Consider the following 25,948-nt stretch of genomic DNA (forward strand, 5'->3'; position numbering starts at 1 on the left):
ACACCATGTTCCGTACCGCCTTGCGCAATGTGCTCGCGCACAAGGCCAGGCTGCTGATGACCGTGCTCGCCGTGATGCTCGGCGTGGCGTTCGTCTCCGGCACCCTGGTCTTCGCCGACACCCTCTCAAACGCCTTCCGCAACCAGTCGGCCAAGAGCTACGACGACGTCGCCGTGGCCGTCACCTCGTACACCGACGAGAACGACGCCGAGCAGGAGCCCGGCATCTCCGAGAAGACCCTGGCCGAGGTCGCCGCGCTGGACGGCGTCGCCGCCGCCCACGGCCGCGTCGACGGCTTCGCCGGGGTCGCCGACCCCGAGGGCAGGCTCATCGGCGTCGGCTGGTCGAACAAGGGCTCCAACTTCGCCCCAGGCAAGGACGGCAAGGACCCCGCCTACACCTTCACCGACGGCAGCGGCCCCGTGAAGGCCGACCAGATCGCCCTGGACGCGGACAGCGCCGCCAAGGGCGCCTACACGGTGGGCGACCGGGTCCGCGTCGCCACCAACGGGCCGGTGGCGGAGTACACCCTCAGCGGTGTCTTCACCACCAAGGACGGTGCCGTGAACGCCGGTGGCAGCCTGGTCCTCTTCGACACCGAGGTGGCCCAGAAGCTCTACCTGAAGCCGGGCTACTACCGGGACGTCACCGTCGCCGCCGCCCCCGGTGCCGACGCCGCGAGGATCCTCGACGCGGTGGAGCCGCTGCTGCCGGAGAACGCGGAGGCGCAGACCGGGAAGGCCCTCGCCGAGAAGCAGGCCGCGGACATCGAGGAGGGGCTCGGCACCCTCAAGCAGATCCTGCTCGGCTTCGCCGGCATCGCGCTCTTCGTCGGCGTCTTCCTGATCTCCAACACCTTCACGATGCTGGTCGCCCAGCGCACCAGGGAACTCGCCCTGATGCGGGCCGTCGGCGCCTCCCGCCGGCAGATCACCCGCTCGGTGCTCATCGAGGCCGCGATCGTCGGCGCCGTGGCCTCGGCCGTCGGCTTCGTCCTCGGCATCGGGCTGACGATGGGTCTGCGCTCGGGAATGGCCGCCTTCGGCATGAAGGTTCCGGACGGCCCGCTCGTGGTGTCCGCGACGCCGGTGGTCGCCGCCTTCGCCGTCGGTGTGCTCGTCACGATGTTCGCCGCGTGGCTGCCCGGACGCCGGGCCGCGAAGATCCCGCCGGTCGCCGCCATGGGCAGCGTCCACGCGGCGCCCGGCGCCAAGTCACTGGTGCTGCGCAACTCCATCGGGGGCGTCCTGACCGGCCTCGGCGCTGGCGGCATCGTCTGGGGTGCCGCCGCCGCCGGCGGCACCGGGCGGATGCTGATCGCGGCGGGCGCGTTCCTCGCGCTGATCGGCGTGATCGTGCTGATCCCGCAGCTCTCGCGACCCGTCATCGCCCTCGTACGGCCGCTGCTCGTCGGCGTCTTCTCGGTGGCCGGCAAGCTCGCCGGGCGGAACGCCGTCCGAAACCCCCGGCGCACCGGTGCCACCGCCTCCGCACTCGCGATCGGACTGACCCTGGTCACGGGTCTCTCCGTCCTCGGCGTCACCGTCGGCAGGGCGGTCGACAAGATGACGACGGACAACATCAAGGCCGACTACATGGTCACGATGGCCAACGGCAGGGCCCTCGACCAGTCCGTGCGGGCAGCGCTGGAGAAGGCCCCGGGCGTCACGGCGGTCTCCGCGAAGCAGGCCGTGTACCTCGAGGTGAAGGGCGACTTCCCGTCGGCGTCGGCGGTCACGCCCGGGGACGTCGAGAAGGTCCTGAACGTCGAGGTCGTGCAGGGCAGCCTGGACACCCTCGCGAAGGGGGGCGTCGCGGTCGCCGAGAAGACGGCCGCGAGCAAGGGCTGGAAGGTCGGCGACAGCCTCCCCGTCACCTTCAACGACAAGAAGAAGGGGACCCTGGAGGTCGGCGCGGTCTTCAAGGACAGCGAGTTCCTCTCGTCGGTCCTGGTGAGCACCGAGGTCGCCGACCCGCACGAGGTGAAGCCGTACATCCCGGAGATCTTCGTCAAGACGGACGGCGGCCAGAGCGAGGCCAACGAGAAGGCCCTGATCGACGCGCTCGGCGACAACCCCGCCATCGCGGTGATGGACCGGCAGGACATCCGCGACCAGTTCGGCGGCGCGATCAACACCCTGCTGAACATCATGTACGGCCTGCTCGCGATGGCCCTCGTCATCGCGGTGCTCGGGGTGGTCAACACCCTGGCGATGTCCGTCTTCGAGCGACAGCAGGAGATCGGCATGCTGCGCGCGATCGGCCTGGACCGGCGCCGGGTGAAGCGGATGGTCCGGCTGGAGGCCGTCGTCATATCCGTGTACGGCGCGGTCGTCGGCATCGGCCTCGGCACCTTCCTCGGCTGGGCGATCGGCGAGACCTTCCGGGACAAGGTCCCGGGCTACGCCCTGGTCCTGCCGTGGGACCGCATCGGCCTCTTCCTGGTGCTCGCCGGGCTGGTGGGCATGCTCGCCGCGCTGTGGCCGGCGCGCAGCGCCGCGAAGCTGAACATGCTGACCGCGATCAAGACCGAGTAGCGGCACCACGGACGGTCGAGGACACGAGCGCGGGCCGGGCCCTTCCGCGGGGCCCGGCCCTCGGACGCGTCCGGGGGCCGGGGCGGCTCGCCCCGGCCCCCGGCCCTCAGCGGCCCTCGGCCCCCGTCCAGTTGCGCGCTCTCAGCGGCATACCGGAGGCGCCGCCGTCCCGGCCCTTCACCGCGAGGATCTGGTTGACCCCGATCCTGTTGCGCTCGAAGGAGACGGCCGAGGCGGCCATGTAGAGGCGCCAGATCCGGGCACGGCCCGGTGAGGAGTGCCGTACCGCCCGTTCCCAGTCGGACTCCAGATTGGCCACCCAGGCGCGCAGCGTGCGGGCGTAGTGCTCGCGGAGGGACTCGACGTCGCGTGCCTCGAAGCCGGCCTCCTCCAGGATCGACACGGTCCTGCCGAGCGGCGCCAGCTCGCCGTCGGGGAAGACGTAGGCGTCGATGAAGTCGTCCACGTGGTACGCGGCTTCGTCCTGCTCGGGGCGGCGCGCGATCTGGTGGTTGAGGAGCCTGCCACCGGGCCTCAGCAGCCCGTGGAGCGCGTCGGCGTACTCCCGGTACCGGGCGGAGCCGACGTGCTCGGCCATCCCGATGGACGAGATCGCGTCGTACGGACCGTCCTTGACGTCCCGGTAGTCCTGGACCCGGATCTCGATGCGGTCGGTCAGCCCCTCCTCGGCGATCCGTTTGCGGGCGTACGCGGCCTGCTCCCGGGACAGGGTGACCCCGGTGACCCGGGCGCCGTACTCCCTGGCCGCGTGGATCGCCATCGAGCCCCAGCCGCAGCCGACGTCCAGCAGCCGGTCCCCGTCCCGCAGGGCGAGCTTGCGGCAGACGAGGTCGAGCTTGTCGCGCTGCGCGTCCTCGAGCGAACCCCCCTCCTGCCAGTAGGCGCACGAGTAGACCATCGACGGCCCGAGGACCTGCTCGTAGAACGCGTTGCCGACGTCGTAGTGATGGCTGATCGCCTGCCGGTCGCGCGCTTTCGTGTGCAGCGGGCCGCGTCGCCCGGCCACCTCCTCGGCGGGCGGCGGCACCGGCAGCCAGGAGCGGGGCCCAGCGAGGGCGATCAGCTCACCGACGGCCGAGCGCAGCCGCGGATCGCCCATCGAGCGCAGCCCGGGGCCGGGCTCGGAACGCTCCCAGATGAGCCCCGCTAGAGCCCCCAGGGCCTCGTAAAGATCGCCCTCGACGTCGATCTCCCCGGCCACCCAGCCGCGGGCCAGGCCGAGTTCGCCCGGCTTCCACAGCAGCCGGCGCAGGGCGCGCCGGTGCCGGATGACGAGGACCGGGCCGTCGGCGGGACCCGACTCGCTTCCGTCCCAGGCCCGGATGCGGACCGGGGGCGGTGCCCCGAGCAGTTCTTCGGTGAGAGCGGTGAGCCGCGAAGCGGCATCGGCCATGGCGCACACCTCCGTGATCGCTGTTTGACGGAAATGCCCAACACCCACGTAAACGCCCTCGGCGTGCGAACGCAGTCCCCTGGTGGGCAAATGGACGGCAAAACAGACAACTTCCCCGTGCGGAGCGTGTCCAAAGTACGCCGAAGGGGCCGTCCGCACCACGGATGGCGGACGGCCCCTTCGGGGGTACTACTGCGGGGTCAGGAGGCCTTGGCCTTCTCCGGGGCGGGCTTGGCCGCCGCCGGGGCCGGCTTCGCGGCCTCGTAGAACTCCTCGCGCGGCGACTCGATCGCGCCGAGCGAGACGACCTCGCGCTTGAGGAACATCGCGAGGGTCCAGTCGGCGAAGACGCGGATCTTGCGGTTCCAGGTCGGCATCGCCATGCCGTGGTAGCCACGGTGCATGTACCAGGCCAGCCGGCCCTTGAGCTTGATCTTCACCTTGCCCATGACGATCATCGCGACGCCCTTGTGCAGGCCGAGACCGGCGACCGCACCCTTGTTGGCGTGGCTGTACTCCTTCTGCGGGAAGCCCCGCATGCCGGAGATCACGTTGTCGCCGAGGACCTTGGCCTGGCGCAGCGCGTGCTGGGCGTTCGGCGGGCACCAGGCGTTCTCGACACCGGCCTTGCGGGCGGCGACGTCCGGGACCTGGGCGTTGTCGCCCGCGGCCCAGATGTAGTCGGTGCCCTGCACCTGGAGCGTCGGCCGGGTGTCCACGTGGCCGCGCGGGCCCAGCGGCAGGCCGTAGCGGGCCAGGGCCGGGTTCGGCTTCACACCGGCGGTCCAGACGATGGTGTTGGAGTCGACCTCGAGGCCGTTCTTCAGCACCACGTGGCCGTCCACGCAGGAGTCCATGGAGGTGTTGAGGTAGATCTCGATGCCGCGGGCCTCGAGGTGCTCCTTGCCGTACTTGCCGAGCTTGGGGCCGACCTCGGGGAGGATCTTGTCCGCGGCGTCGACGAGGACGAAGCGCATGTCCTCGCGCCTGACGCTCTTGTAGTACTTGACCGCGTCGCGAGCCAGGTCCTCGACCTCGCCTATGGTCTCGGCGCCGGCGAAGCCGCCGCCGACGAAGACGAAGGTCAGGGCCTTGCGGCGGACCTCCTCGTCGGTGGTGGAGTCGGCCTTGTCCAGCTGCTCGAGGACATGGTTGCGCAGACCGATGGCCTCCTCGATGCCCTTCATGCCGATGCCCTGCTCGGCGAGTCCGGGGATCGGGAAGGTGCGGGAGACCGCGCCGAGCGCGACGACCAGGTAGTCGAAGGGCAGCTCGTAGGCCTCGCCGACGAGGGGCGCGACCGTGGCGACCTTGCGGTCCTGATCGATGGTGGTGACCCGGCCGGTGAGTACCTCGGCCTTGGGCAGCACGCGTCGCAGCGGGACGACGACGTGCCGCGGCGAGATGCTGCCGGCGGCTGCTTCGGGAAGGAAGGGCTGGTACGTCATGTACGACCGCGGGTCGACGACCGTGACGGTCGCCTCCCCGTACCGCATCTTCTTCAGAATGCGACGAGCTGCGTACAGGCCTACGTACCCACCGCCTACTACGAGGATCCTGGGACGCTCCGTGGTGCTCATGCCATCGAGTATCCACCCCCCTCGGAGGGGGTGCTCGTGAGCCCCTTCACAAGCACTTGGGGACCCTCTGCTACACTCCGCCGCCCACGTGACCGAGGTCATGGCGTACCCCGGGAACCCCGGTGTTACGGGAGACGTTGTCAAGACCCGCTGAGCTGGCCCCACGCTCTCCCCCGAAGGTGAACCGGGCCCCGTCTTCATGTGTACGCAACACGACGGCCACCTGCCGGAGCACGCACGGACGGGTCGAGTTGGGCAGAAAAACAGGCCCGACGGGGCCTCTGGCGGCACTTTCGACGGCCGACCGGGCCCAATTCCTTGTGAAGAACTTCACGAACTTTCCCGCGAAGCGGCGTTCCCGCGGCCGAAAAGTGCCCCCTGAAGCCGCTTTCGGAACGCCTTCGGGCGGCTCGGGCGAGGGAGAACGCGATCCCGTCGAGGATCGCGCACGGCCGCTCCCTCCATGGATGCGTCGTGTACACACCCACGCGCACACCGGCGGCGGCACAGCGCCGGCTTCGGGCCATCAGCCGACCCGACGCCATGCGTATCCCGACCGCGCTGACCGCACTCGGTGACGATCCGTACCGGCAGGACGCCGATGTCAAGAAGCTCACCGGCCCGCCGGGCCTCTACCGGCTCAGGGTCGGCAGCTACCGGGTCGCCTACCAGATCAACGATGGTGGACTCGTCGTCCTCGTGGTCAAGGTGGGCGACCGGCGGGACGTCCACCGCAGCCTGTGACGCCCCGCCCGGCACTGGCACTGGCACCGCCTCAGCGTGCCTCGGCGGCGCAGCTGTGAGCTATGCCGTCGAGGATGTCGTGCTCCGAGACGACGACCTCCGGCACTCCGGCGCGGTCCATGATCGCGAGCAGCACCAGGGCGCCCGCGATGATCACGTCCACCCGCCCCGGGTGCATCACCGGGATCGCGGCGCGCTCGTCGTGGGTGGATCGGATCAGCCGCTCGGTGATCTCCGCGACCCGGTCCCGGGAGACCCGCGAGTGGTGGATCGCCTCGGAGTCGTACGCGTCGAGGCCGAGCGCCATCGCGGCGACGGTGGTCACCGAGCCGGCGAGGCCCACCAGGGTGCTCGCCTCGCGGAGGGGCACGCTCTCCTCGGCCAGGTCCAGCGCCGCCTCGATGTCCGCCCGGACCGCGGCGATCTCCTCCGGCGCCGGCGGATCGCTGCGTACATGACGCTCGGTGAGCCGGACGCAGCCGATGTCCACCGAGCGGGCGGCCTCGACCTGACCGCGGCCGATGACGAACTCGGTCGAGCCGCCGCCGATGTCCACGACCAGCCGCTCCTCGTGGCCCGGGAGCTCCTTGGTGGCGCCCGTGAAGGAGAACTCGGCCTCCTGGTCACCGCTGATCACCTCGGGCTCGACTCCGAGGATGCCGACCACACCGCTCACGAACTCGCCGCGGTTCTCCGCGTCCCGGGAGGCGGAGGTCGCCACGAAGCGGACCCGTTCCGCCCCGTGCTCCTCGATGATCCCCGCGTACTCCCGGCAGGCCGCGAAGGTGCGCTCCAGGGCCTCGGGGGCCAGCCGGCCGGTGCGGTCGACGCCCTGGCCGAGCCGGACGATGGTCATCCGCCGGTCCAGTTCGGTCAGTTCACCGGTCGAGGCGTCCACGTCGGCGATGAGCAGGCGGATCGAGTTCGTGCCGCAGTCGACGGCGGCGACCCGGGTCATGCGCCGTCCTCCGTGGCCGCGCCCGCGCAGTCCCCCGCTCCCGCCGTCACGCACGGGCCCTTGGCCCACCACTCCGGGAGCATCGCGATGGCCTCGTCACCCAGTGGGTTCACCCCGGGACCGGCCGCGAGCGAGTGGGCGACCAGGACATGGAGGCACTTCACCCGGTCCGGCATGCCGCCGGCGCTGGGGAAGTTCTTCAGCTCCTCGATCTCGTCCCGGCGCCGGACGTAGTCCTCGTGCGCCGCCCGGTACGCCGCCGCCAGGTCGGGATCGGCCTGCAGGCGCTCGGTCATCTCCTTCATGACGCCGTTCGCCTCGAGCGTTCCGATGGCCGAGGCAGCACGCGGGCAGGTCAGGTAGTACAGCGTCGGGAAGGGCGTGCCGTCCTCCAGCCGCGGTGCCGTCTCGACCACGTCGGGACGGCCGCAGGGGCAGCGGTGGGCGATGGCCCGCAGACCGCGCGGCGGGCGGCCGAGCTGCTCCTTGAAGGCGGCGATGTCCTCCGCGGTGGGCGGGGTGGGCGCGGTGCTCGGCGGGGGCGTGTCCATGGGATGTGTATGTCTCTTCGTCGGTTGCGTGTCTTGGCTAGCGTCGCGCGTCGGCGCGGTCGACGCCGTCCCAGACGTTCGAGTACCAGGGACGGCCGGCACCGGCCTCCTCGGCACGGGGTTCACGGGCCGCCCGCGGGTCGACCACGATGTACCCGGTCTCGCCGGGCCGGACCATGTGCAGGTGCTCACGGGCCAGCCGCATGACGTACGCGTCGTCCTGGAGGCGGGCCTTCTCGTCGCGCAGCCGCTCCACGCGCGCGCGGGCCGCGGCGGCGAGCCGCTGCTGCTCGGCGATCTCGTTCCGCTGCGACACGTACGCCCGCATCGGATAGGCGAGCGCGACGATCATCGAGCATACGACGAGTGCGAGAAAGGCGGCCCGGCCGGTGAGCCGGGAGCGCCGCGCCTGCCGGCGGGACTGCGAACGGTAGACGCGGGCGGCGGTCTGCTCACCGAGCAGCCGCAGCCTGGTCGCGGTGGAGAACCGGTCCCGGGCCATCAGTGCGCCTCCCCTTCACGTGCTACGTCCCCGCACACGGTACGGGACCGTGTGCGGGGACGTACGCAACCTACGGCCCCCGCCGGGCACGCCGTCCGGCGGGGGCCGTACGGAATCAGCCCTTGAAACGCGGGAACGCGCTGCGGCCGGCGTACACCGCGGCGTCGTCGAGGATCTCCTCGATACGCAGGAGCTGGTTGTACTTGGCGACGCGCTCGGAACGGGCCGGGGCACCGGTCTTGATCTGACCGCAGTTGGTGGCGACGGCCAGATCGGCGATGGTGACGTCCTCGGTCTCGCCGGAGCGGTGGGACATCATGCACTTGAAGCCGCTGCGCTGGGCCAGCTCGACGGCGTCGAGGGTCTCGGTCAGCGAGCCGATCTGGTTGACCTTGACCAGGAGGGCGTTGGCGGCGGCCTCGTCGATGCCTCGGGCGAGGCGCTCGGGGTTGGTCACGAACAGGTCGTCGCCGACCAGCTGGACCTTGGCGCCGAGCTTCTCGGTGATCGTCTTCCAGCCGTCCCAGTCGTCCTCGAACAGCGGGTCCTCGATCGAGACCAGCGGGTAGGCGGAGACGAGCTCCTCGTAGTACTCGGTCATCTCGGCGGCCGAGCGGGACTTGCCCTCGAACTCGTAGGCGCCGTCCTTGTAGAACTCGGAGGCGGCGACGTCGAGCGCGAGCGCGATGTCCTTGCCCGGCGTGTAGCCGGCCTTCTTGATCGCCTCGAGGATGAGGTCGAGGGCCTCGCGGTTGGAGCCCAGGTTCGGGGCGAAGCCGCCCTCGTCGCCGAGTCCGGTGGAGAGTCCCTTCTCCTTCAGGACCTTCTTCAGGGTGTGGTACACCTCGGTGCCCCAGCGCAGGGCCTCGGAGAAGGACTCCGCGCCGATGGGAGCGATCATGAACTCCTGGATGTCCACGTTGGAGTCGGCGTGCGAGCCGCCGTTCAGGATGTTCATCATCGGAACGGGCAGCAGGTGCGCGTTCGGGCCGCCGAGGTAGCGGAACAGCGGCAGGTCGGACGCCTCGGAGGCGGCGTGCGCGACGGCGAGGGAGACGCCGAGGATCGCGTTGGCGCCGAGGGAGGACTTGTCCGGGGTGGCGTCGAGGTCGAACATCGCCTGGTCGATCAGGCGCTGCTCGGTGGCGTCATAGCCGACGAGCTCGGGGCCGATCTGCTCGATGACGGCGAGGACGGCCTTCTCGACACCCTTGCCCAGGTAGCGGTTCGGGTCGCCGTCGCGGAGCTCGAGGGCCTCGAAGGCGCCGGTGGACGCACCGGACGGAACGGCAGCACGGCCGGTGCTGCCGTCGTCGAGGCCGACCTCGACCTCGACCGTGGGGTTGCCTCGGGAGTCCAGGATTTCCCGGGCTACGACGACGTCGATGGACGGCACGAGCATCTCCTTCTGGGATGTGACGTGTGAGGTGACACAAACGGAGCCGTGTCGGTGCAGGGTCGCTTTGGCCTTGCGGCAAGAGCCTAACCGCCTGGGAGGCATCGGCCGGCAGATGCCCGCCCCGTGGGACGAAAAAGCGGTCGGAACGGACAAAGACCCCGACCCGGGGGCACTTCCCGTACCCGCCGGACTGCGGGGAGTACGGGGGTGCACCGGGCCGGGGCCGGGGACGGGGGTGCGCCGTCGAGTGGTCCGCCGGGCCCACCGGACGACGGCCGTCCCGGGGACCACAGGGGCCCCCGGGGCCGGTCGTCAGCTCAGGTGGAGCTGCTGGCCGGGGTGGATGACGTTCGCGTCCGCGACGATGTCCTTGTTCAGCTCGAACAGCTTCTTCCAGCCGCCCTTGACCTTCTCTGCCTCGGCGATCCTGCTGAGGGTGTCACCGGCCTTGACCGTGTACTCGCCGTCGCCCTTCTTGACCGGGGCGGCCGCGCGCTCGGAGCGGCTGGTCGGGGCCTCGGCCCGCTTCGGGGCGGAAGGCCGGGCCTTGGGCTCGGCGGCCTTGGGGGCGGCCGGGGCGGCACCGTCGTACGAGGCGTTCGACAGTCCGGTGCCGCAGTTCGGCCAGGCACCCTTGCCCTGGCCCGCCAGGACCTTCTCGGCGATCTGGATCTGCTGCGCCTTGCTGGCCTTGTCGGCGGTGGAGGCGAACGCGGTGCCCCCGTAGGCCGCCCAGGTGGAGGCCGAGAACTGCAGCCCGCCGTAGTAGCCGTTGCCGGTGTTGATGGACCAGTTGCCGCCGGACTCGCACTGGGCGACGGCGTCCCACTCGGAGGCGGTCGCGGCGGACGCGGTGCCCGAGGCCATCAGCGGGGCGGCGATGGCGGCGCCGGCGACACCGGCGAGCGTGGCGACACGGGTGGACCGCTGGAAGACCGTCGGGCGACGGTGCTTGCCCTTGCCGGAAAGCAGCATCGAAGTTCTCCTCACCGACGCCTGCGAGGTGAGCTGTCGGGTTCGGGCCGATGTGGTGTGCCCGGCCGTGCGACGAGCGCACGGCTCCACCCCTAGCCGGGCAGCCCTCATCGGGCCTGTCCGGCACTTACCTTGGGTCCCCCGCTCCTGCCTTCGGCGCTTGCGCGACGACTGTTCCCGGCGGCCGCCGGCAGGATTCGGCGTGCGGTCGACGGGGCCCGCGTTGCGAGCGGTTCAGACCGTAGACACACGTCTCCCCGATGTTCAAAGTCGAACATCGGGGAGAAATCGCCCAAAACTGACGAGGTGACATGTCCGTTTTCGCAGGTGAGAGCCGCGATGACCGGAGTTGACCGTCTAGCGGGGCCAGTTGACCGGAAGAGACTCTTGTCTCACTCGCACAGAACCGGACATAAGCACTCGAACTACTCCTTCAACTCGCCCTCACCCAGGTCGAGATCGAGGCTCTGGCCAGGCAGGATGAGGTCCGCGTCGGAGCCGACGACGTCCTGGTTCGCCTCGTAGAGGGCGGGCCAGCCGCCGGGCACCTGGTTCGCGTCGGCGATCGACGAGAGGGTGTCGCCGGTGCGGACGACGTACTCATCTCCCGTGGCGGCGTCGTCCCGTGCCGATCCGTCACCTCGTGATGCGTGACGACCCGATTCACGCTCATCATCCGAATTGCCCGCATCGTCCCCTTCGGTGGCCGGGGTGCCCCGGTGCTTGCCGATGCCCGTATCCGCCCCGGCTTCACCGGACGCCTCCGCGCTCCCAGCGGAGCCCTCGACGGGTCCGGCGGGCTCCGGGGCCCCGTCCGGCGGGGAGGACTGCTCGGGCGGCGCGGACGAGGAGTCGCCCGTCCCCGACTGGGAGCCGGCCGGCGAGGAGGCTCCGGCATCCGGCTCGGGCACGGAATCCGCCCCGTCGCCGAACGACGGCGCCTTCACGAGGCCGCCCAGCGGGTCGGCCGACGGGGTACCGGCGGGCTCGGAGCCACTGCCACCCAGACCCGTGATCACTCCGCAGCTCTGCCAGGCGGAAGCGCCCTGGGCCGCGAGCACCATCTCGGCGACGGAGATCTGCTGGGAGGGGTCGGCGAGGTCGGCGCGCGGCGCGTAGGCGGTGCCGCCGTAGGCCTCCCAGGTCTCCTGGGAGATCTGGAGGCCGCCGTAGTAGCCGTTGCCGAGGTTGGCACTCCAGTCGCCGCCGCTCTCGCAGTCCGCGACGCGGTTCCAGGTGGCGGTGTCGGCGGCGGACGCGGTACCCGCGCCGAGCAGCGGGATGGCGATGGCCGATCCGGTCACCCCTGCCGCGACGATGAGGGCGGGGGCCTGACGAGGTCGGCGGTGTCGACCGTTCCCGGACAGCATGCGGTGTGCCTTCCGTGTGACTACAGAAAACTCCTGGGGATTGAGACCTCGATGCCCCGGAGTCGGGGTGAACGTAGCCGCACTCCGACGTCAGTCACAAGTCGGTGCAGCGGAGATCACGTGAAAGTCACAGTCTTGACTGTCCGTCAGATTCAGCGTCGGGTGAATTCAACGGGCAGAGTGCGCAATCCGCGCATGATGAGTCCCCCACGCCACCGCAATTCCGACGGATCGACCGCAAGCCGCAAGTCGGGCAGCCGGGTGAGGAGGGTCGCGAGCGCGACCTGCCCCTCCAGCCGCGCGAGCGGCGCACCCAGGCAGTAGTGGATGCCGTGCCCGTAGCCGAGGTGCTGGTTGTCCCGGCGGCCGAGATCGAGGGTGTCGGGCTCCGCGAACCGCTCGGGGTCGCGGTCCGCGGCGGCCAGCACGACGAGGACGGGGTCGCCGGCGGCGATGTCCCGTCCGCCGAGCGTCAGCGACTCGGTCGCGAAACGCCAGGTGGCGAGTTCCACCGGCCCGTCGTAGCGCAGCAGTTCCTCGACCCCGGTGGCGAGCAGAGCGTCCTCGCCGGCGGCCAGCGAGTCCTGGAGCCGCCGCCGCTGCCCCGGATTGCGCAGCAGCGCGTACGTCCCGTTCCCGATGAGGTTCACCGTCGTCTCGAACCCGGCGAAGAGCAGGATGAAGGCCATCGCCGCGGCCTCGTTCTCGGTGAGGTGCTCCCCGTGGTCGGACGCCTTGATGAGTCCCGAGATGAGGTCGTCGCCGGGGGCTTCCCGCTTGCGGTGGATCAGGTCGGCGAGATAGCCGCGCATCTTCTTCACCGACCGGGCGACACCGCCGCGCGGTCCCCCGCCGTGACGAATCATCATCCCCGCCCAGTCCCGGAAGTCGTCCTGGTCCTCCCGCGGTACGCCGAGCATGTCGCAGATGGCGTAGATGGGGAGCGGGAACGCGAACTCATGGATGAGGTCCGCACTTCCCCGCTGCGCGAAACCGTCGATGAGTCGGTCCGTCAGCTCCTGTACCCGGGGGGCGAACTCGGCCACCCGGCGAGGGGTGAACGCCTTCGACACGAGCCGCCGCAGCCGGGTGTGGTCGGGCGGGTCGATGTTCAGCAGATGCGTCATCAGCTCCGCCTTGCGCTCCCCGGGAATCCCCGTCTTCCCCTTCGCGTGCGCGGGCTCGTCGTGATGCGCCGGGTTCTTGCTGAGCCGCTGGTCCGCGAGGGCCTGCCGGGCGTCCGCGTACCGGGTCACCAGCCATGCCTCCACCCCGCTGGGCAGCCTGGTCCGGTGCACCGGCGCGTGCTCGCGCAGCCAGGCGTAGGCGGGGTACGGGTCGGTGGCGAACTCCCAGGTGAAGAGCTCGGGGGCGTCGGGGACGCGGGACGGCCGGTCGTGCATGGGACGACGTTAACCCGCGCCCGGTCGGTCATCCGTTCGGCGGACCTCTCCGCGTTCCCCGTGGGTAGGCTTGCCGTACGCGCCAGACTCCGTCGCATGGGAGCGCTGATGAGTGCCGCAGCCGAAGACCGGAGGGAAGACCAGGAAGGCCGGGAGGAGCAGTACGTGTTCCCGGTCCCACCCCCCGGTGGGTGGACGGCGGACGACCTCGACCGGATCAAGGGTCTCCCGCCGCACACCGAGCTGATCGACGGGGGACTGTTCTTTGTGACTCCGCAGACCGATTTCCACATGGCCGCACTGCGGCTGCTGGAGAACGCACTGGTGCAGCAGGCGCCGGACGACCTCTATGTCGTCCGCGAGATGACCACCAAACTGGGCGTACGCGACCGGCCGGAGCCCGATCTCATGGTGGTTCCGTGGAGCGCCCGCACGGGACCGCAGCAGACCTGGTACGCCCCGGACGACATCCTGCTCGCCGTCGAGATCGTCTCGGACGAGTCCGTGCAGCGTGACCGCGAGCTCAAGCCGCGCAAGTACGCGGCGGCCGGCATCCGGCACTTCTGGCGGGTCGAGAAGAGCGACGATCTGCCGGTCGTCTACGTCTACGAGCTGGACCCCGCCACGAACGCCTACGCGGTCACCGGCATCCACCACAACCGGCTGAAGGTCGACGTCCCGTACCCCGTCGAGGTCGACCTCACCGCAGTGGACCGGCGGTGCGGAAAGCGGGACTGACGCACCCGCCGGAGCGGGCTCCCGGGCGGCCGGATCATCGCCCCGCACCGGCCGCTGCGGATCGTGACGGCGGCCCCCGGCCCTCCCCCTCAGTCCCGGGCCGCGGACTCCGCCGCGAGGATCGCGTCGCGGTAGGCGCGGGCCGCGGCGCGTAGGGCGGCCTCCGGGTCGTGGCCCTCGGCCTCCGCGCGCACGGCCATCGCCAGCAGCTCGTAGCCGACCGCGCGGTCGCCGTCCTCCGTGGGCAGCTCCACGTCCAGTCCGGCCGTCCGCACCCGGCCCGCCAGTTTCGCGGCGAGCGCGAGTCCCGGCTGACCGAGCGGAACGCCGTCGGTCACCGACTCCCGCCGCTTCTCGATCGCCTTGGTGCGCAGCCAGTGCTCCTTGACGTCCTCCGGGGTCTCGGCACGGGCGTCCCCGAAGACATGCGGGTGGCGGTGGACGAGCTTGTCGACGATGGTCCCGGCGACGTCGTCGATCGAGAACGGCTCGTCCCCCTCCTCCCCGCTCGCCTCCTGCGCGATGCGCGCGTGGAAGACGACCTGGAGGAGGACGTCGCCGAGTTCCTCGCGCAGTTCGTCGCGGTCACCGTCCTCGATGGCCTCGACCAGCTCGTACGCCTCCTCGATGCCGTACTTGGCAAGGCCCTTGTGGGTCTGCTGCGACGACCACGGGCACTCGCGGCGGATCCGGTCCATGACCTGGACGAGGTCGAGGAGCCGCGCGCCCGGGAGATCGTACGAGCCGGGCAGCAGTTCCAGGTCGGGCATCCGCACCCGGCCGGAGCCCGCCATGCGCGCCAGGCCGTCGGTGAGGGCCTGGTCGCCCTCGCCGGTCGCCAGGACCACGGCGGTCCGGCCTCCCGCGCAACCGTCCACCAGCTCCTGCGCGGTCGGCACGGCGATCTCCACGCCGACACCGGCCTCCCTCAGGTACGGGAGCTGCGGGTGCTCGGCGTCGGCGCAGAGCACCCGGTCGGCGGCACGCAGGGTCTGCCACGCCGGCCAGGACAGCAGTCCGGGCGCGACACGATGGCTGGCGGTGAGCAGGACGATTCGGCCGGGCTCGACGGGCGCTTCAGCGTTCACCCCTCGACCTTACGTCGCGGCGGGCGGGCGCCGGCGCCGGGTCTCACGCCCGCGCTGAAGCCACCGCCGTCGGGCCGCACTTCCGTACGAGCGACCGCCACCGCGCAGACTCCCGTACGAGCCACCGCCACCGCGCCCCGGCGGCCCCCGCGAGCGGCGGCCGCCGGATCTCACCGGGCCCGCGGAACCGTCCGCCGCACCGGAACCGTCCGCCGCACCGGAGGATCCCACCGGCCGACCGCGGCCCGGGAGGCCGTCGCTACGACCCGGCCTGGATCGCCTCCGGCTGCTTGCTGACCTGGGTGATCCACGGTGCCTTGTAGTCACCGAGCTGGATCTTCGTATCGTCCCACGCGCCGTACCGAGGGTTCACGTCGATGTCGAGCTCCTTGGACGCGGCCGTCAGCGCCGCGCCGACCTTCTGCTGGCCCTCCGGGGTGCCGAGATCGGCACCCAGCGCCCGGGCCAGTCCCGTCAGCAGGACCTCCTCGCGGACGGCCTGGTCGATCCGGTCCGGAGCCACTCCGCGTTGCTGGAGCAGCATCGCGGCCAGCTGCTCCTCGCCGCCGGACTGCTGGGCCAAGGAGGCGCGGGCGTCCTGGACCTCCTTGCGCGAGGCGGTGACGCCGTTCTTCCCGGCGGCGTGCTCCAGGATCCGGTCGAAGATCATCCCGTGCAGTTTGGCGCGGTTCAGCTGCCCGGTGTTCTTGATCAGCTGGGCGGCCTCGGGAGACGCCTCCTGGGCGGCCCGCACGTCCCTGACCTCCGCCTGGAGCGCGGACACCTCGATCCGGTCGCCCCCGACGACGGCAGCGGCGCCTGGGCGCGCCTCGGTCCCGCAGGCGGCGAGCAGGGGCGCCGCCGCGACGAGCGCGGCGGAGAGGGCGAGCGCGGTGCGACGGCGGCGGTGCAAAGGGGCCTCCTGGCGTGCGGTGGTGATCGTGACGCGGAGCGTTTGTGACGCGGTGCACAAAGACCTTGCGGTGATCGATGGTAGGCAGTCGGCGTGGCGCAGGCCACTACTTCGCCGCCACTGATTCGGTCAACGATTCGGGAGGCGGTCGGGGTGCGGTCGGGAGGCGGTCGGGAGGCGGCACCGCGCACCCGTTCCCCACGGGCAGGCCTGATCGGCGGGGACCGGGGCATCCGTCAGAGGAGGGAGGGCCGGGCTATGGGTGCGCTCAGGGCGGTGTCGTGGTGGGTGAAGGTGTCGGTCGGCGTCCTGCTGGTGGCCGCGCTGCTGGTGGTGGGCACCCAGCTGCGGGCGCTGCCGGGGCTCGGCGGACTGTTCGGTGAGGAGACGCACGACCGCTCGGGGCCGGCGGTGCTGGAGTCCGTCCAGGACATGAGCCGCTACCAGGCCGCCACGGGCAACTTCCAGGTCGTGGTGGACCTGGAGAAGGACACCAGGTATCTGCCGGACGCCCTGCGCGGCACCAGGGTGCTCTACGTCGGAGCGGGCACCGTGGACGCGTACGTCGACATGGGGGCGCTCGGGGAGAGGGACATCACCGTGAACGAGCAGCGCACCGCCGCGACGATCCGGCTCCCGCACGCCGTCCTCGACCGGCCCGCGCTCGACCCGGACCGCTCCTATGCCGTCTCGAAGCAACGCGGTCTGCTCGACCGGCTCGGCGATCTCCTCTCCGACAACCCCAACAGCGAACAGGCCGTGCAGCAGCTCGCGGTACGGCACATCGCCACCGCCGCGAAGGAGAGCCGGCTGACGGCACAGGCGGAGCGGAACACGACGAGGATGCTGGAAGGGCTCCTGCGCTCGCTCGGGTTCAGCAGGGTCACGGTCGTCTACGGGGGGTGAACGGCGCTCCGCGCGGCGCCGGACCCTCGTCCCGGGAGGCGCGGAGGCGGCCGGACCGCTACCCGCTGTGCGGGGGCGTCAACGCAAGGACACCAAGACTTCACCCGAATGGCCCCCGTTGGTGTCCCCTTGAGCGGAAATCGCGGCGTAACCTCCCGGCCATGCCTTCCCTCCTGAGCAACCGGCTGGCGAAGCGGATGCTGCGTCCGGCGTTCTCACTGGTGGAGCAGCGCCTCGAGCGTGCCACCACCTCACTCCAGGCCGATCTCGACGCCCTGCACCACGAAGTGGCCGATCTGCGGCGGCAGAGCTACGGGCTCGGGTTGCTGCTCGACCACTCCGGGCGGGACGGCCACCGGATGCCCACCGCGACCCAACTGGACACGCTGGTGCGGGAGGTGAGCACGGTGACGGGTGCCTCCGGTGAGCACGCGCGCCGCGATCTGACGGTGGCCTATCGCACGGTGGTGGCACTGGAGGCGCTGGGCGTCGGCCGGCTGGCGGGCTCGACCTCGGACATCTGCGGGAAGCTGGCGACCGTGCCGCTGCTGGCCCCGCCGAACGAGGAGGTCCTGGAGATCGGCACCCAGCACGGGCTGTTCGCGGCCGCCCTGCTGCGCATGCTGCACCGCGCGGGCGTCGAGCCGCGGCTGACGGTCGTCGACCCGCTGGCCGGCGCCCTCGTACCGACGGGCACCGCGTCCGCCCCGGTCCGGGAGGACGTCGTCCGGGCCAACCTGGCACTGTGCGGCAGCCGTTCCGGCTCCCAGGCCCGGCTCCTGCGGGGGACGTCCGCCGACGCCGGGGTGCGCGCCGAGGTGTCCGACCGGCGCTACGGCGTGGTCGTCCTGGCCGGTGATCCGTCCGTGGAGGGCGTGCTCGCGGATCTGGACCTCACGGAGGAACTCGCCGCCGACGGCGCGGTCGTCGTCCTCGACGGACACGGCGACGACACCCGCCCCGGAGTCGCCGGAGCCCTCACCAAGCGGCTCGCCGACGGCTCCCGCCTGAGGCTGCTGGGCGTGGTCGCGGGAACGGCGTTCCTCCGGGCCGTGTGACACCCGCCGAAGCGAGGCCGCCCCATCCCGCGGCGGCCTCGCTCCGGCACCCCGGCGGGACCGGAACCGGCCCCTCAGCCGGTGCGGAACTGGCGCTGGCGGTCCAGCGACCGGCGCAGCTCGACGGCGAGCGGGTGGCCGGGGCCGTGCACTCGTTCCGTGTCGAACAGCAGGTTCTGCAACTGCTGGTGCCCCGCGGTGTGGTCGCCCATCGCCAGGAGCAGATGCCCCATCCGGTGCCGGATGTCGAAGGCCCGCGAGAGGTCTCCCCCGGTCCGCTGCCCGCTCTCGTAGTGGGGCAGCACCGCCCGGTACTCGGCGAGCGCCGCGGCCGTCTCCCCCAGCTGTTCCAGACACTGCGCCGCGTCGTAGCGGAACTGGAGCGTCTGCGGGTCGCCCGGCCCCGCCTCCGCGGCCCGCTCGTCCGCGAGCCGCCGCAGCTCGGGCAGGGCCCGGCGGTACTGGCCGTCGTCCATCAGCGTCGTCGCGTACTGCTTGCGCAGGATGCGGACGACCGGGGACCGCTCGCCGTGCTCCGCCGCGGCCGCCGGGAGGATGCCGCCGAGGATGTCCACGGCCCGCGTGATGCTGCCCTCGCCGAGGAGGCGCTTGACCTCGTCCACGGCGGCGGCGACGTCGGGGCGGTCGGCGACCGGAGCCGCTGAGGCGACCACCCGCGGATCGGGCGGCGGCGGGGCCGTCGCCCGGTCCGGCCACGGCGCGTGCGGGCGCAGGAAGGGGCGGGTCGGATCGAGCGGCCCGCCGGGCGCGCCGGACCGCGTGGGCAGCAGCGGCGTCAGGGCCTCGTACACCTCCTGTGCACCGGAGGGCCGGTGCTGCGGGTCCTTGGCGAGCAGCCGCAGTACCAGCGCCTCCAGCTGATCGGGGACCTCGGGCCGCAGCTGCCGCACCGGCAGCGGGGGCTCGTAGAGATGGCGGTGGAGCACGCCCAGCGCGGTGGAACCCGCGAACGGCACATTGCCGCTGAGCAGTTCGTGGAGCAGCACGCCGAGGGCGTACAGGTCGGTGTACGGGCCGACGGCGCCGCCCATGGCCTGCTCGGGCGCCATGTACGCCGGGCTGCCGATCGGCGATCCGGTGTGGGTGAGGCGGGTGGTGTCCGTGTCGATGACGGACGCCACACCGAGGTCGAGGACGGTGACCGCGCCGTCCGGCTTCACCATCACGTTCCGCGGCTTGAGGTCGCGGTGGACGATCGGGACGGCGTGCACGGCGCCGAGGACGGAGCACAGTTGGGCGGCGACGCAGACGGCCCACTCCCAGGGGTACGGGTCGTGCTCGGCGAGGTGGTCGGCGAGGTCCGCGCCCTCCACGTACTGCATGACGAGATACAGGTCGTCGCCGTCGCTGCCGGCGTCGTGCACGGTGACCAGGCCCGGGTGGGTCACCTGGGCCGTGACGCGGCACTCGCGGACGAAGCGGCGCCGCATCTCGTCGGCGGCCGTGGCGGGCGCCATGTGGTCGGGGCGGAGCAGCTTCACGGCCACACGGCGGTCGAGGCGCTGGTCGTAGCCCGTCCAGACCTGGCCCATGCCGCCCTGGCCTATGACGGTGGAGAGTTCGTAGCGTCCGGCGATGACGCGACCGTTCACCGGTCACCGCCGTCGGAACGGGGCTCGCGGCGAAGGAGGTCGCTGAGTTCGTCGAGTTCGGCGCGGACCTGGTCGATACGGCGGTTCGGCTCGGGGGCCGCGGCCGGGCCGGAGACCGGCGGCTGCGGTCCGGACTGCGAAGGGGCCGGCGAGGGCGACTGCCGCGGCACGGGAGGGTGCTGCACGGGCCGGGCGTACGGGTTCGGCGCCGGGGCCCCGGTGCCCTGCGGGCCGGCAGGCGGATAGCCGTACGCCGCCACCGGCGGGTGCGGCGGCAATCCGTACCCCCCGGCCTGGCCGGGGCCGGACTTGAGCCGCTCGTAGTGCCGGGTCTCCGCCAGCACGTAGTACGTGATGGACCCGACCATCACGAGCGTGACCCAGCCGAGGATGGTGAAGCCCACGGCGTCCGTCATCTCCCCGTTCTCCGGGGTGGAGACACCGGCGAAGACCAGCATGCCCACGTTGGCGGCGACGGTGGCGCAGAAGAGGCCCCAGTCGACCGGCTTGCGGGTGACGATCGCGAGCCGCAGCATCGGCACCCAGGCGAGCAGGCTGCAGCTGAGCACGGCCGCCGCGATGAAGACCACGCGCAGGGTGATCAGCGTGCCGTCGGAGGGACGGCCGGCGGGTGGAGGCGGGTAGCCGTGGCCGTGGCCCTGCATGGCTGCTCCTGGGACTGGTGCGTTCACTGGTGTGAGTGCACGGACTGCTCGTCGGACGAGGTCCGAGCGTATACATCGACAGCGACATCCGGCCGTGGGTTGTACCGAACCGTTGTTGAACCGATCACGCGCCGACCGTTCCCGTGTCCGGCGTCCGGTCCCCGGTGCCGGGACGGCCGGTCGCCGGTGCGGCGCCGCCCGGCCGCCGGACCGCCCGGCCGCCGGACCGCCCGGCCGCGGGGGGCCGGACCGCAGCGGGCCGTCGGGACGCGGGTCACTCGCGCGACCCCGTCCCGGGTGTTCCCCACCCCCGGTGCCGGGGACGCCCGCGTCGAGCGTCGTCGCCGCGCCCGGCTCAGGCCTCGACCGTGCCGTCCGTCAGCCCGTCGTACAGCCCCTGCACCAGCTGCCCACCCAGCCGGCCCGCGAGGCGCAGCGCGGACTCGAACTCGGCCAGCGCCCGGAAGCGGTCCCCGTAGCGCCGCTGTTCGGCGAGCGGCAGGCGCGGCAGCTGGAGACGGCGCACGTCGAGCCGGGTGGCCGTGGAGGCGTAGCTGCTCGCCTGACGGTTGTTCGCGGTGCCCCGCAGGAAGCCGGCGAGGAACCAGGGGTCCAGCGCCGCAGCATCGGGCCGCAGCAGTTGCAGGTTCCGGCCGAGCGCCGCTCCGGCCGTCGCCTCGTCGACGACGCGGGCGGACGGGCCGACGCCGAGTACGGGCACGACGACGTCCCCGGCCCGGACCAGGACCGGCTCGACCGGCTCCTCGCCGGGTGCCGGACCGTCGGGGAGCACCCCCGAGGGTGCGGTGCCGTCGAGGACGTCCTGTTCGGTGAGGACGGGCACCGGTCCGGTGCCCGTACCGCCGGACCGCAGCTCGATGGCTCCCGCACGGACCAGTTCGCCGACGGTGGTGCCGGGGCGGACTGCCGTCCCCGCCGCCGGCGCGGCCGCCTCCGGCGTGAGATCGCGGGTGAGCCTCAGCGTGTCGGCCAGCCGCTCGCGCACGTCGGTGAGTTCGGCCGCACCTCCCCCGGTCGCGGGCGGCGGCAGATGGCGCGCCGGGGCCAGGTCCACGTCGTCGTCGAGGAGTTCGATGACGGGCACGGAGCGGCTCCTGCCGCGCCGCTCCTCCACGCTGCCGTCGCGGTCGAAGGGCAGCCAGGCGTCGAGGACCGCACGGTGCACGGCCGGCCAGTCGAGTCGGTCGCGCCCCCCACCCGGCTCCGCGAGCTCGGCGGTGTCGACCAGGAGCAGTTCCTGCCCTGGGCGGTCACCGGCGGCCGGGCGGCGCAGCACCCAGAGGTGGAGCGGAATGCCGTACGGCGGCGCCGCCCCCGCGGGAAGGGAGACGACGGCCCGCAGCGCCCCGCGCCGCAGCAGGTCCGCACGGACCCGGCGGCCCGACTTGCGGGAGGCGACGGCCGGCGGCATCAGCAGCACCGCCGTGGCGCCCGGGCGCAGCCGGGCGAGCGCGTGCTGCACCCAGGCCAGTTCGGATTCGGTGCGGGCCGGGAAGCCGTACTCCCAGCGGGGGTCGTAGGCGAGTTCGTCGTGGCCCCAGTTCCGCTCGTTGAACGGCGGGTGACAGAGGACGGCGTCGGCGGCGGCTCCGGGGAAGGCGTCGGCGCGGAGGGTGTCACCGGCGGCCGCCCGGATGTCGGCGTCGCCGTGCAGGGCCAGGCGGAGCGCCGTGAGCGACGCCAGTTCCGGGTCGGCGTCCTGGGCGTACAGGGCGGCGGGCTGCCGTACGGCACGCAGCAGTTCGCCCGTGCCGGACGCGGGGTCGAGAACCGTCCTTCCCTGGGTGTCCGCCCCGGCGAGGGCGGCCATCAGCTCGGCCGGCCCGGCCGGAGTGAGCGTGAACTGGCGGGGGTTGGCGTCCAGGTGCCGGCCGAGCAGGAACTCGAAGGCCTGGCGGGCGCCGATCTCGGCGGCGAGTTCGGCAGCGCCCCGCAGGAGGGCCACGGACGGCTCCAGTTCGGCGGGGCCCGGGGTCGGCACGGCGGCGCGCTGTTCGCCGAACCGGGCCTTGAGCACGCCGTCCAGCGCGGCGGGGAGCCTGGCGATCAGCCGTTTGTCCGACACGGCCGCCAACTCCAGCCAGGCCGTGGGCCGGTCACGTACGAGCAGCAGGACGCGGCCCGCGTGCCCCAGGGCGTTGACGGCGCCCGCCGGATGGCCGGAGAGCTGCTGCCAGACCCTTTCCCGCAGTGGCACCTCAGCGAGCTTGCCCTGGGCCCGCAGCCACTGCTCGACCTCCTGCAGCGCGAAGGACGGGCTGGTCTCGGTGCCGCCGACGGGCTTGGGGAAGTCGGCGTGCCGGCGCCGCCAGTTGCTGACAGCGGCGCGCCCGACGCCAGCCAGCCGGGCGATTCCGGCAGCCGTCACCTCTGCTGCGTTCTCCGGCACGGGCTGCTCCTGTCCTCCGCCGGCGACCCGCCGACGCTGATGTGACACCGAGCATAGCGATGACTGCGGGACGGATCACTTAACAGTGTGTGTGAATCTGTTCTTTGTGAACCGTGTTGACTCGGTTCACAGGCTCTGTTGTTATTGACCCGTCGCACCGCCGGACCGTCGAACGGGCCGGACCACGCAGCGCCCCGTTGGCCGCTACAACAGGCGCCGATGACACGTCCCCTGGAGGACACCCATGTCCCAGTACACGCCGCAGCCCCAGTTCCCGCAGGCGCCCGTGCCGACCGCCCCGGCTCGCAACGGCCTCGGTACCGCCGCGCTGATCCTGGGGATCATCGGAGTCCTGTCCGGGCTCATCCCGCTCTTCTTCTGGCTCGCCGGCATCCTCGGCCTGATCGGGCTGATCCTCGGCCTCTCGGCGAAGGGCCGGGTGAAACGCGGCGAAGCCACCAACAAGGGAGTCGCCGTCGCCGGCATCGTGCTCGGCCTGGTGTCCCTGGTCCTGTCGGTGGTCGGCGCGGTCATCACGTTCAAGGCCGTGGACGAGGCGGTCGACGAGATCAACAAGGTCACGTCCGGGTCGTCCGCCTCCAGGAAGCCCGCCGGGGGTGACAAGCCGCTGGAGAAGGCGAATGACGGCGAGAACGCGACCGGCAAGGCCCTCGCCGCCGGCGACTCCGCCGTCTACGACGACGACCTGACCATCACCGTGTCCGAGCCCGCGGCCTGGACGCCGGGCGAGTACGCCATCGGCCACACCAAGGGCAACAAGGCGTACAAGGTGACCGTCACCATCGAGAACCCCGGCAAGGAGAAGTTCGACGCCGCGCTCGTGACCGCCGAGGCCCGCGCCGGCAAGGACGGCGTCAAGGCCGAGTCGATCTACGACGGCAAGGTCGGCGAGCCGTTCACCGGCACGATCCTGCCCGGCAAGAAGATCACCGCTGTCTGGGCCTTCGACGCCCCCGCCGACGCCGAAAACCTGACCGTCGAGGTCAGCCCCGGCTTCGAGTACGACGCCGGCGTCTGGGACCTGAAGCTCTGAACCCCGCCCCAGCCGTCACCCCCGCCCAGCACGTCCCGTCCCCGCCCCCAGCCCCCAGCCCCCAGCCCCCAGCCCCCAACGGAGAAACCGTCATGCCCGCCGTCATGCCCACCCGCGTCAAGCACCTCGCCCTCGCCTCGCTGTGCGCCGCTTCCGCCCTCGCCCTGACGGCGTGCGGCCCCGTCGGCCAGACGGCCGGCGGCAGCAAGCCGAGCGCGGAGTCCGGCCCGTACCCCGGCCTCTCGGGCCCCGAGATCCTCAACAAGGCCATCACCACGACGAAGAAGGCGACCTCGCTCAGACTCAAGGTCACCATGACCACGGCGGACGGCCCGGTCCGGGGGGACCTCGCGGTGGACACCAAGGGGAACTGCGCGGGAACCGTCCAGATGGGCACGGAGGGCACCACGGAGCTCGTCAGGACCGGCGACACGGTCTACCTGCGCTTCGACGAGAAGATGCTGCGCTCGCAGACCGAGGGCGGCTCCGAGGCGGAGACCCGGGCCGCCCTGGACACGCTCCTGGGCAAGTGGGTCCGGGAGAAGGCCGACGCCCAGGACGCCAAGGACCTCGCGCAGTTCTGCGACCTCGACAGCTACCTCGAAGAGTTCGAGGCCAACGACACCGAGGCGAAGCGGGCCGGCGGCTCGACGGTCGACGGCACACCGACGGTGGTCCTCAAGGAGTCCTACCGGGGCGAGAAGGCCACCGCCCACGTGGCCGCGGAGGGCACGCCGTATCTGCTTCGCTTCCAGGTGACCGGAGGCACTGAGCCGATCGACATGACCTTCTCGGAGTTCGACCGGCCGGTGCCCGTGAAGGAGCCGGCCGAGAAGGACGTCGTGGACCTCGACTGACCCGGGTCCACGAGAAGCGGGGGAACAGCCGGGAGGGCCGCGGGAGGGGGCGGCCTTCCCGGCCCTTCCGCAGGCGGGCGGCGAGGCGAGGCCGGCAGCCCTTCACCTTCCGTCCGCGCGGCCACGGGGCTGAGTGCCGGCACTCAGTCCTGGCACTGCTTCAGCATCATCGCCTTGTCCGCCGCCGTCACCGCGAGGTCGTACTTGAGCGCCACCTGGGCGAAGCGGACCGCGTACGCGCACCTGATCTGTTTGCTGGGCGGCAGCCACGACGCCGGTCCGGAATCGCCCTTGGCGGAGTTGGCACGGCCCTCGACGGGCAGGAGATTGAGCACGTCGTTGGCGAACTGCTCACGCTTGCTCTCCGGCCAGCGGGACGAGCCCATCTGCCAGCTGTACGACAGGGGCACCACGTGGTCTATCTGCACCTCGGCCGCCCTCGCCTTCTTCCAGGCGATGTCTTTTCCGGTGTACGGGTCGTACAGGTTCATCGAAACGACCACGCAGTCGGAACCAGCTCGGAACCGGACATGCCGCCCATGGAGCTTCAGCAAGTCGTTCCGCGTGTCACAACCGTTCCTCGCCAGCGGTACTCCGTCCGCCGTGTCCATCCACGCGTAGCCGAACTCATCTCGGTCGTAGCCCGTCCTCGGCCCACGCCCCTTCGTGGTCAGCTCCCCGATGAGGCTGCGAGCCGCGGCCTTGTCCGCGTCCGCCGTCACGGGCGCGAGCCCCGGCTTCGTACCGTCCGGGTTGCCGAGCGGGCCGGCCGCGCGGCCCGCCGGCGGGCCGGGGGCGGAGCCCCCTCCACCGGGCTCGCCGGAACCGGGGACGCAGCCCGCGAGGACGGCAGCGGACAGGGCGACGGCGAACAGCGCCGGGCGCGGCTTGCACAGGGATTCGGGCACGCAGGGATCCTAAGGGCTGTCCCGTGATCCCCAGCGGGCGCACAAAGGCAGCCGCGGCCCTCGCCGCGTAATCGGACCGCCCGAACACACCCGGTACGAGGACGGCCCTCCGCCTTCCGATGCACCGCGTCCGACGCCCCGCGCTGATCCTCCGGTGACGGCGGACAGCCCTTGGGGCGCGACGGCCCGGGCGAGGACCGGATCGCGGTGAACGTCCTCCCCGCGGGGCCGGACCGTGCCCCGGAGGTCACCGATGCCCGGCGTCGTCCCGCGCGGCAGCAGGTCGACGGCCGGGGAGCGACGGG

General features: G+C 71.9%; 22 protein-coding genes and 1 riboswitch. Of the genes, 7 read left to right on the forward strand and 15 right to left on the reverse strand.

Annotation, left to right across the window (positions count from 1 at the left end; genetic code table 11):
* Window positions 1–5: 5 nt before the first annotated feature.
* Window positions 6–2,537, forward strand: a complete 2,532-nt coding sequence (locus tag AB0J10_RS00425) for an ABC transporter permease (protein ID WP_363056206.1) — start codon at window positions 6–8, stop codon at window positions 2,535–2,537.
* Window positions 2,538–2,643: 106 nt separating this feature from the next.
* Here the strand turns inward: AB0J10_RS00425 and AB0J10_RS00430 are convergent, their stop codons facing one another.
* Together AB0J10_RS00430 and AB0J10_RS00435 are read right to left on the reverse strand one after the other, a co-directional pair.
* Complete coding sequence (locus tag AB0J10_RS00430) at window positions 2,644–3,951, reverse strand: cyclopropane-fatty-acyl-phospholipid synthase family protein (protein ID WP_363056208.1); 1,308 nt, start codon at window positions 3,949–3,951, stop codon at window positions 2,644–2,646.
* Window positions 3,952–4,151: 200 nt separating this feature from the next.
* A complete protein-coding gene (locus tag AB0J10_RS00435; RefSeq protein ID WP_363056210.1) occupies window positions 4,152–5,531 on the reverse strand; it encodes an NAD(P)/FAD-dependent oxidoreductase in 1,380 nt (459 codons plus the stop codon).
* Window positions 5,532–6,005: 474 nt separating this feature from the next.
* Here AB0J10_RS00435 and AB0J10_RS00440 point away from each other — a divergent pair, with 474 nt between their 5' ends.
* Entirely contained in the window at window positions 6,006–6,275 is a 270-nt protein-coding gene (locus AB0J10_RS00440) for a type II toxin-antitoxin system RelE/ParE family toxin (protein WP_363056212.1), read from the forward strand.
* 31 nt (window positions 6,276–6,306) lie between these two features.
* On the opposite strand, the gene AB0J10_RS00445 is transcribed toward AB0J10_RS00440, so the two are convergent.
* The 7 genes from AB0J10_RS00445 to AB0J10_RS00475 form a co-directional block, all read right to left on the reverse strand.
* Entirely contained in the window at window positions 6,307–7,233 is a 927-nt protein-coding gene (locus tag AB0J10_RS00445) for a Ppx/GppA phosphatase family protein (protein ID WP_363056214.1), read from the reverse strand.
* Window positions 7,230–7,784 carry a DUF501 domain-containing protein gene (locus AB0J10_RS00450; protein WP_363056216.1) on the reverse strand — a complete coding sequence of 185 codons (555 nt, stop codon included), beginning with the start codon at window positions 7,782–7,784 and terminating at the stop codon, window positions 7,230–7,232. Before AB0J10_RS00450 ends, AB0J10_RS00445 begins: the two co-directional genes overlap by 4 nt.
* A 37-nt stretch (window positions 7,785–7,821) precedes the next feature.
* Window positions 7,822–8,286: a septum formation initiator family protein gene (locus AB0J10_RS00455; RefSeq protein WP_363056218.1), complete on the reverse strand. Its 465-nt coding sequence runs from the start codon at window positions 8,284–8,286 to the stop codon at window positions 7,822–7,824.
* A gap of 115 nt (window positions 8,287–8,401) precedes the next feature.
* Window positions 8,402–9,682, reverse strand: a complete 1,281-nt coding sequence (gene eno, locus AB0J10_RS00460) for a phosphopyruvate hydratase (protein ID WP_283299055.1) — start codon at window positions 9,680–9,682, stop codon at window positions 8,402–8,404.
* A 315-nt stretch (window positions 9,683–9,997) separates the two neighbouring features.
* Window positions 9,998–10,660 (reverse strand): transglycosylase family protein, encoded by a 663-nt coding sequence (locus AB0J10_RS00465; RefSeq protein WP_363056220.1) that lies wholly within the window; start codon window positions 10,658–10,660, stop codon window positions 9,998–10,000.
* A 3-nt stretch (window positions 10,661–10,663) separates the two neighbouring features.
* Window positions 10,664–10,829, reverse strand: a riboswitch (cyclic di-AMP (ydaO/yuaA leader).
* 256 nt (window positions 10,830–11,085) lie between these two features.
* Window positions 11,086–12,030: a transglycosylase family protein gene (locus AB0J10_RS00470; protein ID WP_363056222.1), complete on the reverse strand. Its 945-nt coding sequence runs from the start codon at window positions 12,028–12,030 to the stop codon at window positions 11,086–11,088.
* A gap of 152 nt (window positions 12,031–12,182) precedes the next feature.
* Window positions 12,183–13,433 carry a cytochrome P450 gene (locus AB0J10_RS00475; RefSeq protein WP_363056224.1) on the reverse strand — a complete coding sequence of 417 codons (1,251 nt, stop codon included), beginning with the start codon at window positions 13,431–13,433 and terminating at the stop codon, window positions 12,183–12,185.
* Between the two features lie 108 nt (window positions 13,434–13,541).
* Between AB0J10_RS00475 and AB0J10_RS00480 the strand changes: the two genes are divergently transcribed.
* Complete coding sequence (locus AB0J10_RS00480; RefSeq protein ID WP_363056226.1) at window positions 13,542–14,171, forward strand: Uma2 family endonuclease; 630 nt, start codon at window positions 13,542–13,544, stop codon at window positions 14,169–14,171.
* Between the two features lie 89 nt (window positions 14,172–14,260).
* Here the strand turns inward: AB0J10_RS00480 and AB0J10_RS00485 are convergent, their stop codons facing one another.
* Window positions 14,261–15,259 (reverse strand): nucleoside triphosphate pyrophosphohydrolase, encoded by a 999-nt coding sequence (locus tag AB0J10_RS00485; RefSeq protein WP_363056228.1) that lies wholly within the window; start codon window positions 15,257–15,259, stop codon window positions 14,261–14,263.
* 259 nt (window positions 15,260–15,518) lie between these two features.
* Complete coding sequence (locus AB0J10_RS00490) at window positions 15,519–16,172, reverse strand: SurA N-terminal domain-containing protein (RefSeq protein ID WP_363056230.1); 654 nt, start codon at window positions 16,170–16,172, stop codon at window positions 15,519–15,521.
* A gap of 258 nt (window positions 16,173–16,430) precedes the next feature.
* Between AB0J10_RS00490 and AB0J10_RS00495 the strand changes: the two genes are divergently transcribed.
* A complete protein-coding gene (locus AB0J10_RS00495; protein ID WP_363056232.1) occupies window positions 16,431–17,078 on the forward strand; it encodes a DUF4230 domain-containing protein in 648 nt (215 codons plus the stop codon).
* A 161-nt stretch (window positions 17,079–17,239) separates the two neighbouring features.
* Window positions 17,240–18,136, forward strand: a complete 897-nt coding sequence (locus tag AB0J10_RS00500) for a class I SAM-dependent methyltransferase (protein WP_363056234.1) — start codon at window positions 17,240–17,242, stop codon at window positions 18,134–18,136.
* 74 nt (window positions 18,137–18,210) lie between these two features.
* On the opposite strand, the gene AB0J10_RS00505 is transcribed toward AB0J10_RS00500, so the two are convergent.
* The 3 genes from AB0J10_RS00505 to AB0J10_RS00515 all read right to left on the reverse strand — a co-directional run bounded on the left by AB0J10_RS00505 (window position 18,211) and on the right by AB0J10_RS00515 (window position 22,824).
* The gene (locus tag AB0J10_RS00505; protein WP_363056236.1) at window positions 18,211–19,749 is read right to left on the reverse strand and encodes a protein kinase; all 1,539 of its coding nucleotides are present in this window, start codon (window positions 19,747–19,749) and stop codon (window positions 18,211–18,213) included.
* Window positions 19,746–20,414, reverse strand: a complete 669-nt coding sequence (locus AB0J10_RS00510) for a hypothetical protein (RefSeq protein WP_363056238.1) — start codon at window positions 20,412–20,414, stop codon at window positions 19,746–19,748. The genes AB0J10_RS00505 and AB0J10_RS00510 overlap by 4 nt, the downstream gene beginning before the upstream one ends.
* A 355-nt stretch (window positions 20,415–20,769) precedes the next feature.
* Complete coding sequence (locus AB0J10_RS00515) at window positions 20,770–22,824, reverse strand: N-6 DNA methylase (protein ID WP_363056240.1); 2,055 nt, start codon at window positions 22,822–22,824, stop codon at window positions 20,770–20,772.
* A 244-nt stretch (window positions 22,825–23,068) separates the two neighbouring features.
* Here AB0J10_RS00515 and AB0J10_RS00520 point away from each other — a divergent pair, with 244 nt between their 5' ends.
* Together AB0J10_RS00520 and AB0J10_RS00525 are read left to right on the forward strand one after the other, a co-directional pair.
* Complete coding sequence (locus tag AB0J10_RS00520) at window positions 23,069–23,878, forward strand: DUF4190 domain-containing protein (protein WP_363056242.1); 810 nt, start codon at window positions 23,069–23,071, stop codon at window positions 23,876–23,878.
* Between the two features lie 92 nt (window positions 23,879–23,970).
* Entirely contained in the window at window positions 23,971–24,735 is a 765-nt protein-coding gene (locus AB0J10_RS00525) for a hypothetical protein (protein ID WP_363056244.1), read from the forward strand.
* A gap of 143 nt (window positions 24,736–24,878) precedes the next feature.
* Here AB0J10_RS00525 and AB0J10_RS00530 read toward each other — a convergent pair whose 3' ends face one another.
* Window positions 24,879–25,643: an HNH endonuclease family protein gene (locus AB0J10_RS00530; RefSeq protein ID WP_363056246.1), complete on the reverse strand. Its 765-nt coding sequence runs from the start codon at window positions 25,641–25,643 to the stop codon at window positions 24,879–24,881.
* Window positions 25,644–25,948 lie beyond the last annotated feature (305 nt).

It is taken from the genome of Streptomyces sp. NPDC049887 (genome assembly GCF_040656535.1).
Lineage (GTDB): Bacteria > Actinomycetota > Actinomycetes > Streptomycetales > Streptomycetaceae > Streptomyces.

Coding starts and splice junctions, on each gene's coding strand:
- AB0J10_RS00425 (WP_363056206.1), top strand. CDS start 6: ATGTTCCGTACCGCCTTGCGCAATGTGCTCGCGCACAAGGCCAGGCTG.
- AB0J10_RS00430 (WP_363056208.1), bottom strand. CDS start 3,951: ATGGCCGATGCCGCTTCGCGGCTCACCGCTCTCACCGAAGAACTGCTC.
- AB0J10_RS00435 (WP_363056210.1), bottom strand. CDS start 5,531: ATGAGCACCACGGAGCGTCCCAGGATCCTCGTAGTAGGCGGTGGGTAC.
- AB0J10_RS00445 (WP_363056214.1), bottom strand. CDS start 7,233: ATGACCCGGGTCGCCGCCGTCGACTGCGGCACGAACTCGATCCGCCTG.
- AB0J10_RS00450 (WP_363056216.1), bottom strand. CDS start 7,784: ATGGACACGCCCCCGCCGAGCACCGCGCCCACCCCGCCCACCGCGGAG.
- AB0J10_RS00455 (WP_363056218.1), bottom strand. CDS start 8,286: ATGGCCCGGGACCGGTTCTCCACCGCGACCAGGCTGCGGCTGCTCGGT.
- AB0J10_RS00465 (WP_363056220.1), bottom strand. CDS start 10,660: ATGCTGCTTTCCGGCAAGGGCAAGCACCGTCGCCCGACGGTCTTCCAG.
- AB0J10_RS00470 (WP_363056222.1), bottom strand. CDS start 12,030: ATGCTGTCCGGGAACGGTCGACACCGCCGACCTCGTCAGGCCCCCGCC.
- AB0J10_RS00475 (WP_363056224.1), bottom strand. CDS start 13,433: ATGCACGACCGGCCGTCCCGCGTCCCCGACGCCCCCGAGCTCTTCACC.
- AB0J10_RS00480 (WP_363056226.1), top strand. CDS start 13,542: ATGAGTGCCGCAGCCGAAGACCGGAGGGAAGACCAGGAAGGCCGGGAG.
- AB0J10_RS00495 (WP_363056232.1), top strand. CDS start 16,431: ATGGGTGCGCTCAGGGCGGTGTCGTGGTGGGTGAAGGTGTCGGTCGGC.
- AB0J10_RS00500 (WP_363056234.1), top strand. CDS start 17,240: ATGCCTTCCCTCCTGAGCAACCGGCTGGCGAAGCGGATGCTGCGTCCG.
- AB0J10_RS00510 (WP_363056238.1), bottom strand. CDS start 20,414: ATGCAGGGCCACGGCCACGGCTACCCGCCTCCACCCGCCGGCCGTCCC.
- AB0J10_RS00520 (WP_363056242.1), top strand. CDS start 23,069: ATGTCCCAGTACACGCCGCAGCCCCAGTTCCCGCAGGCGCCCGTGCCG.
- AB0J10_RS00525 (WP_363056244.1), top strand. CDS start 23,971: ATGCCCGCCGTCATGCCCACCCGCGTCAAGCACCTCGCCCTCGCCTCG.